At 47.7% G+C, this 15,741-nt stretch carries 14 protein-coding genes; 10 read left to right on the plus strand and 4 right to left on the minus strand.

The genetic code is table 11. The annotated features are described in order from the left end of the window. Window positions 1-5: 5 nt before the first annotated feature. The 4 genes from EJN92_RS06725 to EJN92_RS06740 all read right to left on the minus strand — a co-directional run bounded on the left by EJN92_RS06725 (window position 6) and on the right by EJN92_RS06740 (window position 3,417). Window positions 6-1,334 (minus strand): glycosyltransferase, encoded by a 1,329-nt coding sequence (locus EJN92_RS06725; RefSeq protein ID WP_126127101.1) that lies wholly within the window; start codon window positions 1,332-1,334, stop codon window positions 6-8. A gap of 154 nt (window positions 1,335-1,488) precedes the next feature. Continuing rightward, a complete protein-coding gene (locus EJN92_RS06730) occupies window positions 1,489-2,379 on the minus strand; it encodes a Dyp-type peroxidase (RefSeq protein WP_126127102.1) in 891 nt (296 codons plus the stop codon). Between the two features lie 14 nt (window positions 2,380-2,393). After that, window positions 2,394-2,891: a hypothetical protein gene (locus tag EJN92_RS06735; RefSeq protein WP_126127103.1), complete on the minus strand. Its 498-nt coding sequence runs from the start codon at window positions 2,889-2,891 to the stop codon at window positions 2,394-2,396. A 28-nt stretch (window positions 2,892-2,919) separates the two neighbouring features. Beyond that, the gene (locus tag EJN92_RS06740; protein WP_126127104.1) at window positions 2,920-3,417 is read right to left on the minus strand and encodes an asparaginase domain-containing protein; all 498 of its coding nucleotides are present in this window, start codon (window positions 3,415-3,417) and stop codon (window positions 2,920-2,922) included. Window positions 3,418-3,647: 230 nt separating this feature from the next. On the opposite strand from EJN92_RS06740, the gene EJN92_RS06745 reads away from it, so the two are divergent. From EJN92_RS06745 to EJN92_RS06790, 10 genes are all read left to right on the plus strand, one after another. After that, window positions 3,648-4,424, plus strand: coding sequence for an L-asparaginase (locus EJN92_RS06745; RefSeq protein WP_227869744.1), 777 nt, complete (start codon window positions 3,648-3,650; stop codon window positions 4,422-4,424). 408 nt (window positions 4,425-4,832) lie between these two features. Then, entirely contained in the window at window positions 4,833-5,900 is a 1,068-nt protein-coding gene (gene rfbB, locus EJN92_RS06750; protein WP_126127105.1) for a dTDP-glucose 4,6-dehydratase, read from the plus strand. After that, entirely contained in the window at window positions 5,897-6,805 is a 909-nt protein-coding gene (rfbD, locus tag EJN92_RS06755) for a dTDP-4-dehydrorhamnose reductase (RefSeq protein ID WP_126127106.1), read from the plus strand. Before rfbB ends, rfbD begins: the two co-directional genes overlap by 4 nt. Window positions 6,806-6,814: 9 nt before the next feature. Next, window positions 6,815-7,702 carry a glucose-1-phosphate thymidylyltransferase RfbA gene (gene rfbA / locus EJN92_RS06760; protein ID WP_126127107.1) on the plus strand — a complete coding sequence of 296 codons (888 nt, stop codon included), beginning with the start codon at window positions 6,815-6,817 and terminating at the stop codon, window positions 7,700-7,702. Continuing rightward, window positions 7,699-8,244: a dTDP-4-dehydrorhamnose 3,5-epimerase gene (gene rfbC / locus EJN92_RS06765; RefSeq protein WP_126127108.1), complete on the plus strand. Its 546-nt coding sequence runs from the start codon at window positions 7,699-7,701 to the stop codon at window positions 8,242-8,244. Before rfbA ends, rfbC begins: the two co-directional genes overlap by 4 nt. A gap of 301 nt (window positions 8,245-8,545) precedes the next feature. Beyond that, the gene (locus EJN92_RS06770) at window positions 8,546-9,982 is read left to right on the plus strand and encodes a mannose-1-phosphate guanylyltransferase/mannose-6-phosphate isomerase (RefSeq protein WP_407701538.1); all 1,437 of its coding nucleotides are present in this window, start codon (window positions 8,546-8,548) and stop codon (window positions 9,980-9,982) included. A gap of 134 nt (window positions 9,983-10,116) precedes the next feature. After that, window positions 10,117-10,521 (plus strand): hypothetical protein, encoded by a 405-nt coding sequence (locus EJN92_RS06775; RefSeq protein WP_126127109.1) that lies wholly within the window; start codon window positions 10,117-10,119, stop codon window positions 10,519-10,521. A gap of 343 nt (window positions 10,522-10,864) precedes the next feature. Then, complete coding sequence (locus EJN92_RS06780) at window positions 10,865-13,390, plus strand: glycosyltransferase family 4 protein (protein WP_126127110.1); 2,526 nt, start codon at window positions 10,865-10,867, stop codon at window positions 13,388-13,390. Window positions 13,391-13,415: 25 nt separating this feature from the next. Next, window positions 13,416-14,771 carry a UDP-glucose dehydrogenase family protein gene (locus tag EJN92_RS06785; protein ID WP_126127111.1) on the plus strand — a complete coding sequence of 452 codons (1,356 nt, stop codon included), beginning with the start codon at window positions 13,416-13,418 and terminating at the stop codon, window positions 14,769-14,771. A gap of 33 nt (window positions 14,772-14,804) precedes the next feature. After that, window positions 14,805-15,740, plus strand: a complete 936-nt coding sequence (locus tag EJN92_RS06790) for a UDP-glucuronic acid decarboxylase family protein (RefSeq protein ID WP_126127112.1) — start codon at window positions 14,805-14,807, stop codon at window positions 15,738-15,740. The last annotated feature ends 1 nt before the right edge of the window (window position 15,741 follow it).

The raw sequence follows: 15,741 nt of genomic DNA on the forward strand, positions 1-15,741 counted from the left end.
CGGCTTCAAATAGGCGCAGAAGCTGCATTTTTTGCCGCTATCCATTGCGACATATAGTGGCTACTTTTATGCAGATGATGGCGTAGCATGGCACCGGTAAAATTACGTTGGCGATTTTCTGCTTGCTGCTGTTTTGCCACGAGTAAGCGCTGCACTAACTCTGCCGCCGACTGCTGGCGATCAAAGCACAAGCGTAAAATCTCATTCCCCTGTTGTTGCGCCGTCTGCCAGACCGCCTGATCCAGATACAAGTTCACTGCGGCAGCCACGATGCCGTCGACATCTTGCGCAACAGCTCCGCCCCAAGGCAAGTCGCCGCACATGCCTTCGCTGCCAATTTTTGTGGTGACGCTGGGCGTGCCGCAAGCCATGGCATCGGCCAGCTTACCTTTGATGCCAGCACCATAACGCAAGGGTGCCAGACAAACCCGCGCTTGCGACATCACGGCATGCGCATCCGGCACCCAGCCTAGCATCTGAAACCCCTGCTGAGGATTGTGTAAAGCTGTCGCTTTGGGTGGTGGATAGGCCCCTACCACCTGTAATTGCACCTGCGGTAGCTGCTGACGAATGCGCGGCCAAATCGCGTGTTTCAGCCACAGCACGGCATCCCAATTCGGTGCATGACGGAAATTACCTATGCTCAGAAAATGCTGACGCTGGGCAAAATTTGGCGCGTGCGTCTGCTCGGTCTGCTCGGTCTGCTCGGTCTGCTCGGTCTGCGTACGCAGTAGCATCAGATTGCAATGATGGAGTAATACGGCTGGGATGCCGAACTGTTGCTGCAACAGCGACATCTCGGCTGGCGATATCATCAGCGTCAGATCGCAGCGATAGATGGCGGCAATCTCACGCTGCGCCATATCATCGTCCGCCATCAAGGGATAGGCGACCTCGAAGTCGGTCGCTACCGCTCCCAGTTGTTGCCGTTCAGTCTCGTTGGCACAGGCTTGCTGGGCTTGTTTCAGCATGGCGTGGCGCGCGTGCCTTAGGCTGTGCAAGTCGCTGGTATCGAGCACCCGCAAGGCGCTCGGCCAGGCTTTTTCTACCCGCCAGCCAAACTGCTCCTCGGTAAAAAAACGATCAAACAACACCATATCCGGCTGATAGTCGGCGATGAACTGATCGAAGCTATCGCAATTGAGAGCGATGCTTTTTTCTTCTATCTGTAGTGCAGAGAGATCGGCACGGTGTTCGGACAAAGCGGCGGCACTGGCAAACAGCACTTGCCAGCCCTGCGCGCGAAACAGTGTCAGTAATTCCAGCATGCGGCTACCGGCCGCCGAAGAACCTGGCTCAGCCCAGACGTAACCTATGATCAGAATTTTTTGCATGTTAGCTTAAAATAGTTGCACAGCTGCATGCCGTGAAGGCGGCGCTAGCTACGTCCAAGAAATTGGGAAATAAAGGGAGTATATTTTCATGCGCATATAGATATTGCGCGAATTCCGCTACTTTTTGACATACCCCTAACCAGTATATAAAAACCTACAGGCCAATTACAGCAAGATCCGGGCGTCCCTCGCGCATCGCTGGGCACCAGAAGTAAGCGCCACTGACAGGCTTGGTAAAACTAAATAGGCCATCCACGATGCCATCTTCGGCACCGCACATGCGGCGTAACTGCGCCTCGAAAGCGTAAAACGAGGTAGCGAAAGCGACGAAGTGAAAACCTGCCTTGCTTTGCTCGGACCAGGGCATAGAACGGCGCAAAACAAAGGCCTCGGGCGTAAAACTTTCTTGCGCGGTGCGCTTCACATGGGCCGAAACGGGTGCCTCGTCGAACTCTTCATTGTCGCTTTTATGGCGACCGATCAAATCGTCTTGCTGCGCGCCGGACATCGCCTCCAGACTCTCGAAATCATGCAACCAGTGCTGAATCGCAACGTAGCTGCCGCCGTCCAAGCCAGCGCCCTGTCCTTGCACAAACGCGGCCGTCAAAGCCGCTTCAGCCTCAGGATTTTCGGTGCCGTCTTCGTAACCCGAGAGATCGCGCCCGCTAGCGTATTTAAACGCATCGACCGCTTGTTGCACTTGAAATACACCAGCCAAAGCCTGGCGTATGCGGCGCCCCTGATGCACCAGTTCACCGCGCTCACTCTCACGACACCAGCACCACAAGGCGGCAGGCGTAACTGGCAAGGGCACCAAACTGCCGGGAATGCCAGAAAAATCATGCAAGCCAGCGATCTGCTGACCCAGTAATTGCAACAAACTTGCGCCTAGGCCAAGTACCACGCGTTCACCATCGACCAAGGTACTAAGCGCCTGCAAGGCCTTGATTACGCTGTCTTTGTCAGCAATGGGTTTAACAGAAAAGCTTAAAAAACTGGCGTGTTGCGGCAATGCCTGCAAAATACCTGCTTGAAACGGGAGCATGAATTATTCCTAAATTATTCTGGCCAAGCGGCCTGTACCACGGTTTCTATATCCGCCGTGTTGCCTAATTTTCTACGAGCAGCCTGCCACTCTTTGGGATCGGGCTTGGCTTTGCTGGTGTGCTTGGGCGTATCGATCGCCATCTTGAGGCCTAACACCACACTACCCTCGGCGACAAAGAACGGTGGCGTTTTCATGGCAGCCTGCAGCACTTCATTCTCGTAATACTCGTGCAGCGCCGGCTCCATATCTAGCCAAGCGCCGACCTGACCGTCGGCGCGTACCGCGATAACGACATAGCCATTACCGACCGGCAGCTTGGCTTTTTTAAGGGCATTCCAAATATTCGATTGCAGCTTGCGCGAAAAGCGCGCGACTTCGTCAAACTTCACTTCTTTTTGCAACATCGCCTGCTCAGACTGAAAAAACACCACTTCATCAAAACGCGGTTGTGCCGCCTGCGCCAGCGTCGCCCACAGCAGAAATAATAGAGCACAGAGTAGCCGTTTCATCGCCTTACCTCCAGATCAGCAGATCAATTTAAAGCTGCGTCTCGACAGTCGCAAATACGCCAGCCACACGATTTTTTTGTACATTATCCCAGGTAAACACCTGGCCATTCATCGCCACATACACGCCCGCTGGCAAGAGCTTGGCGACACCGCAGGCAAAACCCAGATTAAACATCGCGTCTGAATTGGCGATCTCGTAAGGGATCATGGCGCCGGTAAAAATGATCGATTTATTCAAGTCTGCCGCACCCAACACTTCAGCGGTTTCGCGCATGGTATCGGTGCCATGAATGATGACAATGGCTTGCTCGCTCGCTTGCTGGCAAGACTGCAAAATACGCTGTCTATCCTCATCTGTCATGTCCAGAGAATCCATCAGATGATCCGCTTCCAGCGCCACCGGCATTGTCAGACGCGCGCGCTTGAGCACTTCCGGCAAATGGCTATCACCAAAGCCTAAGCGCCCGGCGATCTCGTCATAATGTTTATCAAAAGTGCCGCCGGTAGCGATAATGCGTAAAGTCATGGTAAAGCTCTCTGAAGTAGGGGCTGGGGAAGCGAGTATTGTAGCGCGATTGTGTGATTTTGCTAAGGCAAGCTGCAGCGCAAGCATGCGCCCAAAGGCAAAACGTCGCTTGCCTATATCGAAGCTTTCGAAAAAATCAAGCGACCAGAGGCGTACAGCGACACTCTCAAACTGAAGCGCTTCGGGTAGGCTATAGTGATGTATTGCGCCCTGGTCTAAACGATAGCAACATGAAACCCATCGCTCCTGGAACCGTCATTTTTCATCGTCATCGCGGTTATGGCGTGCTCACTGCCGTGAATTTACTCACCGGTTGGGTGGCGGCGCGCTTTGGCGATGAAACGCGCACCTTGGATCTGGATTTATCGCATGATGAGTTGCAGCATGCCGATGGCGAATTAATTCTATTCCGCCGCATGCCACCAGAACGCATGCCGCATGCGCGTTTGATGGCTATGGTGCGCGCGCTGCATCAGGCAGGTTATCAAAGACTATATTTGTATAGCTGGCCCAAACCTTCCGGTCTGCACTGGCGCTGGCAATTATTTACCGGCCCGCGTCACTGGATGCAAAGGCCGTGGCGCGAAGGCTGGTATGGCTCCGGTGCCGAATATAATTTCAATCCGGTTATGGGTTGGGGCGATGCGCCCGGCGCCAGCAGCACAGAATTGATCCATGCCCTGGCGCAATTCGACCCGGTCGGCTTAGCGCACGCCCTGGGCCGCGATGAAGATCACAGTCTGTGGTTTGCCACTGTCTGCGATGCTTTGCTACCCAACTATGCGTATAGCTTAGCCATGGATCAGCCCAACTTGCCTCTGCCGCCACATTTACCCATCATCACAGTAAGGCAACGCCTGCCTGAATACGCAGGCATACCTTTGCCATGGCCGCCCGGTTGGCAAGGGATCTGGAGCCCAGATGCTCTATCCGGTAAGCACCAGCCGCGCAGCATAGTCAGACATGACATCATCCCTAGTTCGATACGTTTGCCTTTTGATTTTTGAGAGCGCATGCGCCTATGATAAGGCCTTGAATTTAAATACTCCCCACAAATCACGGAAAAAATTCTTATTTACGCCTATGCCTAGTGCGTAAACTAAAAATACTGAGTGGGGGTATCCACTTCTACGCAAGTGATTTAATTAGCAAACCACAATCAAAACAATACGAACACAACAATTAAACAACTAGAATTAAATGTATGAAAATTATCACTTAGACCATCCCTTAAAGGTCGCGCCTTAGCTAAGGTATACTTTCAGACTTGCATTTGCGCCGAACATAGCTATTGCGTTATAGCGACGCCAACATTGATACGCCAATAAAAATGATTTCGCCTTTTTATTGAAATGCGCTGGTACTCTTTTGATCACTTCAAAGAGGAAATACAGATATTTTTCTAGGGAAATGAAATGCTTTTAGTCACAGGAGGCGCGGGATTTATTGGTGCAAACTTTGTACTCGACTGGGTAGCGCAATCTGACGAAGCTATCATCAATCTTGATGCCTTGACTTACGCTGGCAATCGCGAAAACCTTGCCTCCTTAGAAGGCAATGAGCAGCATAATTTTGTGCATGGCGATATCGCTGATACTGCGTTAGTGAGCGCCTTACTGGCACAACACCAACCACGCGCCATCATTAATTTCGCCGCAGAAAGCCATGTGGACCGATCCATCCATGGCCCGGAAGATTTCATCCAGACCAATATCGTTGGCACCTTTAAATTACTCGAAGCCACGCGCGCCTATTGGGGTAGTTTGAAAGGCGATGCTAAGAGAAATTTCCGTTTCCTGCATGTCTCGACCGATGAAGTGTATGGATCGCTGAGCAAGGATGAGCCAGCCTTTACCGAAACCCATCAGTACCAGCCAAATAGCCCTTATTCAGCCAGCAAGGCGGCCAGCGATCATCTGGTGCGCGCTTACCACCACACCTATGGCATGCCGGTACTGACCACTAATTGCTCAAATAATTACGGCCCCTATCATTTCCCGGAAAAACTCATCCCTTTGATGATCGTTAATGCCCTGGCAGGCAAAGCCTTACCAGTCTATGGTGACGGGCAGCAAATCCGCGACTGGCTGTATGTCAAAGACCATTGCAGCGCGATACGCAGAGTACTAGCCGCAGGCACGGTAGGTGAGGTGTATAACGTCGGCGGCTGGAACGAAAAACCAAATCTGGAAATCGTCCACACTGTATGCTGCATACTCGATGAATTGCGCGGCCGAGCCGATGGCAAAAGCTATGCAGAACAGATTAGTTACGTAACTGATAGGCCAGGCCACGACCGCCGTTATGCGATTGACGCCAGCAAACTGGAACGCGAACTAGGCTGGAAACCGGCAGAAACCTTTGAGACTGGCATACGCAAGACAGTCTTATGGTATCTGGAAAATCAAGCCTGGGTAGCCAATGTTTTATCCGGCAATTACCGCGACTGGGTCGCCAAAAATTACGCGGAACGCCAGGCATGAAAATCCTCTTATTCGGTATGGATGGCCAGGTGGGCTGGGAATTGCAACGCAGTCTCGCGCCTTTGGGCGAACTGATTGCACTAGATGCCTACAGCACGAATCTGTGCGGTGACTTTACCAACCTGGAAGGCATAGCGCAGACTATACGTAGCGTCATGCCAGACATTATCGTTAATGCAGCTGCACATACCGCAGTCGACAAGGCTGAAAGTGAACCCGAACTGGCGCGCACTATTAACGCACTGGCACCAGGCGTATTGGCGCAAGAAGCCAAACGCATTGGCGCCTGGCTGATCCACTACTCTACTGATTATGTATTTGACGGCAGCGGTGATCAGGCCTGGCTAGAGACGGATACGCCTGCCCCCTTGAGCGTCTACGGCAAAACCAAACTGGAAGGCGAAACAGCAATACGTGCATCAGAATGCAAACATCTGATTTTCCGCACTAGTTGGGTGTATGCGGCACGCGGCGCTAATTTTGCCAAAACCATGCTTAAGCTGGCACAAGAGCGCGATACTTTAAATGTCATCAACGATCAGATCGGAGCCCCCACCGGTGCCGACCTGCTGGCCGACATCACCGCCCATGCGATACGCACAGTGACGCAAGAACATGCACAGCAACTAAGCGGCATATATCACTTGGTGGCGGCAGGCGCGACCTCCTGGCACGGCTACGCCAATTTCGTGATCGAATTTGCCCGGCAGGCTGGCATGAGTATCAAACTGCCCGCCGCAGCGATCAACCCAGTGCCAACTAGCGCTTTCCCGCTGCCAGCACCACGCCCAAAAAATTCGCGCTTGGATACAAGTAAGCTATCAAGGATTTTCAATCTGCATCTGCCGCATTGGCAAACCGGCGTTAGCCGCATGCTGAACGAAACTATCGACAGAAAAATTTAAGGACTAGCAATGACACAACGTAAAGGCATTATCCTAGCTGGCGGTTCGGGCACCCGACTCTACCCGGTCACCAAAGTAGTCTCAAAACAGCTACTCCCGATTTACGATAAACCGATGATTTACTATCCGCTCAGCACCCTGATGCTGGCTGGGATTAAAGACATCCTAATCATTTCCACGCCACAAGATACTTCACGCTTTGAGCTATTACTGGGCGACGGCAGCGCATGGGGCCTCAATCTGCAATACGCAGTACAGCCTAGCCCAGACGGTTTAGCGCAAGCCTTCATCATAGGCAAAGAATTTATCGGCGATTCCCCAAGTGCACTGGTCTTGGGCGACAATATTTTTTACGGCCACGATCTGCAAGGCCAGCTTCAGCAAGCCATGGAACGTGAGCAGGGTGCGACCGTATTCGCTTACCACGTACAAGACCCAGAGCGCTATGGCGTAGTAGCATTCGATGCACAACAGCGCGCTACCAGCCTGGAAGAAAAGCCGCTGGTACCAAAGAGTAATTACGCCGTCACTGGTCTATATTTTTACGATAATCAAGTAGTGAAAATGGCGGAAAACTTGAAGCCATCGGCACGCGGCGAGCTAGAGATCACCGACCTGAATCGCATCTATTTAGAGCAGAGCCAACTGAACGTAGAAATGATGGGGCGTGGCTATGCCTGGCTAGATACTGGCACCCATCAGAATTTAATTGAGGCCAGTAATTTCATTCAGACTATAGAAAATCGCCAGGGATTAAAGGTCTGCTGCCCTGAGGAAATTGCCTACCGCAAAGGTTTTATCGATACCAAACAACTAGAAAAACTGGGACAAGCACTAGCGAACAACAGCTATGGTCATTATCTATTACGGCTGGCAAAAGAGGGGGCGCGACAGTGAACGTTATCAACACGACTATTCCCGACGTACTCATTATAGCGCCCAAGATAATTGGCGACGAACGCGGCTTTTTTTTTGAAAGCTTCAACCAGCGCCAATTTAATCAACTAACCGGGACCAATGTCCAGTTCGTACAAGATAATCATTCGCGTTCGGCAAAAAACGTCTTGCGAGGACTGCACTACCAAATACAACAACCGCAAGGCAAACTAGTGCGCGTGGTGCAAGGGTCTGTCTATGATGTGGCAGTAGATATACGTCGCAGCTCAGCCACGTTTGGCCAGCATGTGGAAGTAGAGCTTTCCGCAGAAAACAAATACATGCTCTGGATACCGCCTGGTTTCGCGCATGGTTTCGTGGCACTGTCTGAGACTGCCGAATTACTCTACAAGACCACTGACTATTGGGCACCAGAATTCGAACGCTGCATTGCTTGGAACGATACGTTCATTGGCATTCAATGGCCGTTAGCATGTGAACCAACTTTATCGGTGAAAGACCGTAGAGGAAAACCATTTGCAAATGCAGAATATTTCGACTGACCCTTGCACTTTAATCGATCAGACTCGGTATATCCATCAATGCCAACGCAAAATAGGTAGCAAAAATTCTAAATACCTATTGTTTTTTTATCAAACGACGTCGTTTCATGCCAAAGCTTATTATATGTTACAAGTGTAACTTTTTTAGCAACAAAATTTCAAAATCATGAGCCGCGATGTATAATTGCGGGTTGTGAATAGTAAGCACTGATAACTCTATATCACTACTCTTGGTGTTTTTCAATAATTTGCCGTGTATTTCACGTCTATAGATATTTTAATATTCTAAAAAAACAAAGCTATGGCTCTTCATTTGAAATTAATACCAACAATATTATGTGGCGGTGCTGGCTCCCGTTTGTGGCCGGTTTCTCGTGAATTACATCCAAAACCGTTCATTCGATTGGCTGACGGACAAAGTCTGCTACAAAAAGCCTGGCTAAGAGGTGCGGTTTTGCCGGATGTCGCTGAGGTGCTAACAGTTACCAATCGCGAACTATTCTTCAAAACAGAAGATGAGTACCGCGAGATTGCTGGAGCCACATTCAAGAATCTACCAAATAGTTTCATTCTTGAGCCATTTGGTCGCAACACTGCGCCGGCGATTGCCGCAGCCGCTTTACACGTGGCGGCCAAACACGGTGATGATGCACTGATGCTGGTACTGGCAGCCGATCACTTAATCGCAGATCAAAATGCTTTCGCTGCTGCAGTCGCACAGGCGACTCTCATAGCGCAGCAGGGGAAATTGGTCACATTTGGCATCCAGCCGGATGCAGCAGAAACTGGTTATGGCTACATTGAGACAGAAGGTACTGCAGTTCGACGGTTTGTCGAAAAACCAAATCTAGAGAAAGCTCAAGAGTACTTGGCTACTGGTAGATATCTGTGGAATTCGGGTATGTTTTGCTTCGCCGCAGGTACCATTCTGCGCGAAATGGAACAACACTGCCCAGCAATTCTCGCTGCAGCTCGCAATTGCATGGATCGTGCAATTAAAGCCAACGGAGAAGGTTTCTCTCAAGTAGAGTTGACTCCTGACACTTTCAACTTGGTGCCTGACGATTCAATTGACTACGCTGTCATGGAAAAATCGCACAACGTCGCGGTAGTCCCGTGCAGCATAGGATGGAGCGATATAGGCTCATGGAATGCAATCGGTGATCTGACCAAACCTGATAGCAAAGGCAATCGGATAGAGGGTGAAGTTCAATTGCATGATGTAGACAACTGTTACATACAGAGCAATGAACGTATCGTAGGAGCAGTGGGCATCAGCAATTTAATTATTGTCGATACTCCGGATGCCTTATTAGTAGCCGACCGCAGTCGGGCCCAAGACGTTAAACATATCTACGCCAGCTTGAAACTGCAAAACCACCAAGCTCACAAATTACACAATACCGTCCACCGTCCATGGGGTACCTATACGGTTCTGGAAGAAGCGAGCAACTTCAAGATCAAGCGCATAGAGGTAAAACCTGGTGCCAGTTTAAGCCTGCAAATGCATCACCACCGCAGTGAGCACTGGATAGTAGTGAGCGGCATGGCAAAGGTAATCAACGGCAGCAATGAATTACTTATCAGTACCAATGAATCGACATATATACCCGCTGGTCATAAACACCGCCTGGAAAATCCAGGCGTGCTCGACCTCGTCATGATTGAGGTACAGAGCGGCGAATACCTCGGAGAAGACGATATTGTTCGTTTTGAAGATAATTATGGACGGATTTGATAGCCGTATTATCATACTTTAATCGCAATACCACTTCACGGCAGTTAATGTCACATAAGCAATAATAATTGAACGTATGACTTTAACAGTCATACGTTCAGAAACATACGTACCGTACCTAATGAAAGTAACTAATGTTTGGCATGTTGTCTGGCGCATGGCGCTACCGTTCTTTTATATTTTCATCAATTAAAACCGAACTACGGAGTAAACTCGTCCGCAGCCAATTAAGCGGTTTATGGATGGTTTTAAATCCTTTAGCGCAAATTTTGATATTTGCCCTTGCCCTGTCAGCAGCACTAACTGGCATTGACAACCAATATGCTTATGTAAGCTATCTGATGTCCGACACTTTTGACTGGTCATTATTTCCTGAAATCATCGATCGCCGCTTAGGACTTTCCATAGAAAAAAAAATTTCCATTAGTTGTATTTGGCTCAATGGCCAATTCAACCTCTCACGCTTAAGTGAAATAGCCAACTCGGAACTATGTCGAGGTTTAATAGAAAACCATCTGCTAGTGGGGCAGGAGTTATGAACGTAAACGACATTAAATCCTTTCGTATCACTCGAATATTACGCAAAACAGTTTACCCAATAAAACAACTACTAAAGCCTGTATTAACTTCAGCCATACGCTACACGATTAACAATCATGTATTAAAGAGAAGGGCTTTGAATTTATTAAATAAGCATCCAGGATGGAAGCATCATCTACGTTTTTTTGCTATCAATGCACAAATAATCACAGACGCCTCTATGATCACTCAATTTCCAGAAGGTAGATCAGATACTCTGCATAGCATGGACTTACCAATGTCACCTCGATCGCTGAATTTATATATTCAACTTAAAGCCGCAGTGGAAGAGCGGGGAAACTAATGCGAATTGTCATTGACATGCAGGGTGCGCAGAGCGAAAGTCGTTTTCGGGGTATAGGTCGCTATAGTTTGTCACTTACGCAGGCCATCGTGCGCAATCGTGGGGATCACGAAATTATCCTATTGCTTAATGGTTTGCTGCCTGAATCAATTGAGCCAATTAGAGCAGCATTTAACGACCTGTTACCACAAAAAAATATCCAAGTTTGGTACGCACCTGGGCCTGTACGCGAACTTGAAACAGCTAATGGTTGGCGTAGAGACGTCGCAGAATGTATACGCGAAGCCTTTATTGGCAGTCTAAAACCGGATGCTGTTTTAATAACTAGTCTTTTTGAAGGTTTTGGTGACAATGCAGTGACCAGCGTAGGTAAGTTCTTCTCGAGCCCCCCTACGGCAGTGATTTTTTACGATTTAATACCGCTACTGAACCCAGAAACGTATCTCGCCACAAATCCAATTTACGAGAAATATTATCGACAAAAAATAGACCACCTTCAGCGTGCGGACCAATGGTTAGCCATATCTGCATCTGCACTAAATGAAAGTGCGAATATCTCACGCCTATCATCTAATGCAACGGTCAATATATCGACGGCCTGTAATAGTACATTTCAACCTTTAGAAATTTCTGAAGTTCAGAAACAAAATTTTTTAACCCGACTAAAAATAACCCAGCCTTTTATCTTATATTCGGGTGGGGCCGATGCGCGTAAAAATCTGCATAAATTAATTTTGGCTTATGGGCATTTACCAAAAACACTGCGTGAAATTCATCAATTGGTGTTGGCGGGGAAAATGCCTGAAGGTGAAGAGAGCGCTTTATGGAAAACTGCGAAGTCGGCGAGCGTGGACAGAGAAGAATTACTATTTACTGGCTATATAGCCGACGAAGATTTAGCGTGGCTCTATAATCTCTGTGCGTTGTTTATATTGCCATCTTTACATGAAGGATTCGGCCTTCCTGCTCTTGAAGCGATGGCATGCGGTGCTGTGGTCATAGGTTCAAATACGACCAGCATCCCTGAAGTCATAGGTCGGGAAGATGCGTTATTCGACCCAAATGATGAAGTGTCTATCAGTCAAAAATTGGCTGAGGTGCTTTACAATCCAGCACTCCATGCCAAGCTAACGCAACATGGCTTGCAACAAGCTAAAAAATTTTCATGGGATGAAAGCGCCAAACGTGCAATGACGGCGATCACCAATATAAAATTTAGCCCTGTCAATAGCGATGTTACGTTGAAAAAAAATGCCATTGAGGCAAACCAAAATATTCTGATCAAGAAAATTGCCGCACTCGTTCCATCCCAAATATCTAATAAAGAGATGCGCAGTATCGCGCATTCCATCAGTTATATTCAAACAGAGCCCAAGCAATCGCAACTCTTTATTGATATTTCGGAATTGGTACAAAGGGACGCGGGAACTGGAATTCAACGTGTTACACGTAGTATTTTAAAAGAGTTGTTAGTAAATCCACCCGAAGGCTATATAGTAGCTCCGGTATATGCGACACAAGGCAATTTAGGATATCGCCACGCCCGACATTTCACCGCTAAGATGTTAGGTACAACAAGTACTATGAACGATGATGTTATCGATCATCAGCCGGGTGATATATTCTTAGGCCTCGACTTGCAACATCACGTGGTTGCCGCTCAAAAAAACTATTTATCAGCCCTCCGTCAGGATGGTGTAAAGATATTGTTTGTTGTTTATGATCTTCTTCCTATTTTGCTTCCTCATGTTTTCCAAGCCGGCACTGATTCAAACCATAAAGCTTGGCTTGATACATTAATGAGCTTCGATGGTGCGTTATGCATTTCACGCTCAGTGGCAGACGAATTAAAAATATGGCAACGAACTCATGGGCCAAATCGCCTACGTCCCTATGCAATTGATTGGTTTCATCTCGGAGCAGATGTCGCAAATTCAATCCCAACACGCGGCTTCCCCGCTGATGCGGTACGAATACTGAAACAGATTAAGCAATGCCCATCATTTATATGTGTAGGTACTATCGAGCCACGGAAACGTCAAACTCAGGTGCTTGAGGCATTGGAGCTCCTATGGAATCAAGATGTCAATGTTAATTTAGTACTAATTGGAAGGCAAGGCTGGTTAGTAGACTCCCTGATTAAACACATCCAGCGACATCCAGAGCTCGGAAAGCGACTATTTTGGCTAGACGGTATCAGTGACGAATATTTGGAGCAGGTTTATGCTGCGTCCACATGTTTAATTGCTGCATCAGAAGGCGAAGGATTTGGTCTCCCACTTATTGAGGCCGCACAACATAAGCTCCCCATTATCGCGCGCGATATCCCAGTTTTCCGTGAAGTCGCCGGTGAATACGCCCATTATTTTCAAGGTTTACACGCTGCTGATTTAGCGAGTGAACTCAATAATTGGTTGTCACTATATAAGACTGGCGGATATCCAAAATCTGACGACATGCCTTACTTGACATGGGCACAAAGTGCAGAACAGCTAACTACATGTTTAAGATTAGATACCCATTAAAAATTAACAAACTTAAGGAATAGTAATGAATATTATCGTCGTAGGAACCGGCTATGTCGGACTTGTCACCGGAGCCTGCCTTGCTACCAAAGGAAATCATGTAATTTGCGTCGACAAAGACCAAACTAAGCTAGATAAACTTGCTCAGGGTATTTTGCCAATTTATGAACCCGGTTTAGATAAGGTAGTACACGATGCAGTAACAACAAAACATCTGTCATTTACGAATAACGTAAAATCGGCACTCACAATGCTAGCCCCATCCTCGGCAGATCAGCGCACATTAATTTTTATTGCGGTAGGTACACCCCAAGGTGAAGATGGTTCGGCTGATCTTAAATACGTATTGGCTGTCGCCCGTGAAATTGGACAAGAGTTACAACAGCCCGCCATCATCATTAACAAGTCTACCGTACCAGTAGGTACCGCTGATTTGGTCAAAGGCGAGATCGCTTGGCAACTGTTTCAACGTAAAATATTTCTTGATTTCGATGTAGTTAGCAATCCTGAATTTCTCAAGGAAGGTGTCGCACTCGATGATTTTTTTAATCCCGATCGTATTGTCGTCGGCACGGATAACCCAATAGCCAAAGAACAAATGAGCGCCTTGTATTTACCGTTTGTTGCGAAGCCAGAGCAATTGATGATCGTCGGGATTAAAGAGGCCGAATTAATAAAATATGCGGCAAATGCAATGTTGGCTACTCGGATCTCATTCATGAATGAAGTTGCCAATGTATGTGATCGCTTTGGCATTGATGTAGAACAAGTACGTAGCGGAGTTGGTGCTGACTCACGGATTGGCCCTGCCTTCCTAAAGTCGGGCTGTGGTTACGGCGGCTCATGCTTCCCTAAAGATGTGCAGGCACTGGTAAGAATAGCCCAAAGCGTAGGTGTCGATCCGCTTGTGTTAAATGCGGTTGAGGCGCGAAATAAAAAACAGAAACAATATTTATTTCAAAACATCACAGCACGCTTTGGGGCAAATCTACATGGCCGCCAGTTTGCGGTATGGGGCTTGGCTTTTAAGCCGGATACGGATGATATGCGTGAAGCTTCTTCGATTGATTTAATTCGCGCGCTGACTACAGCTGGTGCCAAGGTAATTGCACATGACCCTGTCGCCGAAGAGATGGCTACCAGTATTTTTTCCGATCTAATTCAAGATGGAAAATTACAACTTGAACACGATCCTATGACTACTTTAGCAAATGCTGATGCATTAGTATTGGTAACTGAGTGGAAAGAATATCAAACTGCAGATTTTGCTAAGGTAAAAGCTTCACTGAAATCGGCTGTCGTATTTGATGGTCGTAATCACCTACCGATGAACGATCTTAAAAAACTTAATTTTGAATATATCGGTGTCGGTCGTCGTTAAACCCACTCAATAAACACGCTAAAAATAATAAATATGAAAAAAATTCTTGTAACAGGTGGCGCGGGTTTTTTGGGCTCACACCTATGTGAAAAACTTTTAAACCAAGGTCATACGGTAATTTGCCTTGATAATTTTTTTACAGGCAGAGAAGAAAATATTGAACACTTACGTTCAAATCCAAGCTTTCAAGTAATCCGGCACGACGTATCTTTGCCATTACCCGAAATAAAGGTTGATGAGATTTACAACTTAGCGTGCCCAGCATCGCCGCCGCGATATCAACTCGATCCTATTCAGACGATGAAAACGTCGGTATTGGGAGCACTCAATCTACTCGAAATGGCGCGTTTGCAAAACGCTAAAATTTTCCAGGCATCCACTTCAGAAGTGTATGGCGACCCATCAGTACACCCCCAGCCTGAAAGTTATTGGGGCAACGTCAATACCATAGGCATACGTAGTTGTTATGACGAAGGAAAACGTGCCGCAGAGACTTTATTTTTTGACTACCACCGTCAGCATGGTGTGCGTATCAAAGTCGTGCGCATTTTTAATACTTATGGCCCACGCATGGACCCCAACGATGGTCGCGTAGTAAGTAACTTCATCATCCAGGCTTTACGTGGACAAGACTTAAGCATTTACGGAGATGGTTCACAAACACGCAGTTTCTGCTATGTTGATGACCTCATCGAAGGCTTCATCCGTTTCATGAACGCTGATGATGCAATCACAGGTCCGCTCAATTTAGGTAACCCTTGTGAATTCACCATGTTAGAACTTACAGAAAAAGTACTAGCACTTACAGGGACTAGCAGTAAATTAAGCTTTAAACCTTTACCTCAGGATGACCCAAAACAACGTCAGCCTGACCTTACAGCAACAAAACAGCAACTCGATTGGCAACCGACTATCGAATTAGAAGAGGGGCTGCGGCACACTATAGAATATTTTCGGAAACACGCGTAAA

The organism is Undibacterium parvum (assembly GCF_003955735.1).
Classification (GTDB): Bacteria; Pseudomonadota; Gammaproteobacteria; order Burkholderiales; family Burkholderiaceae_D; genus Undibacterium; species Undibacterium parvum.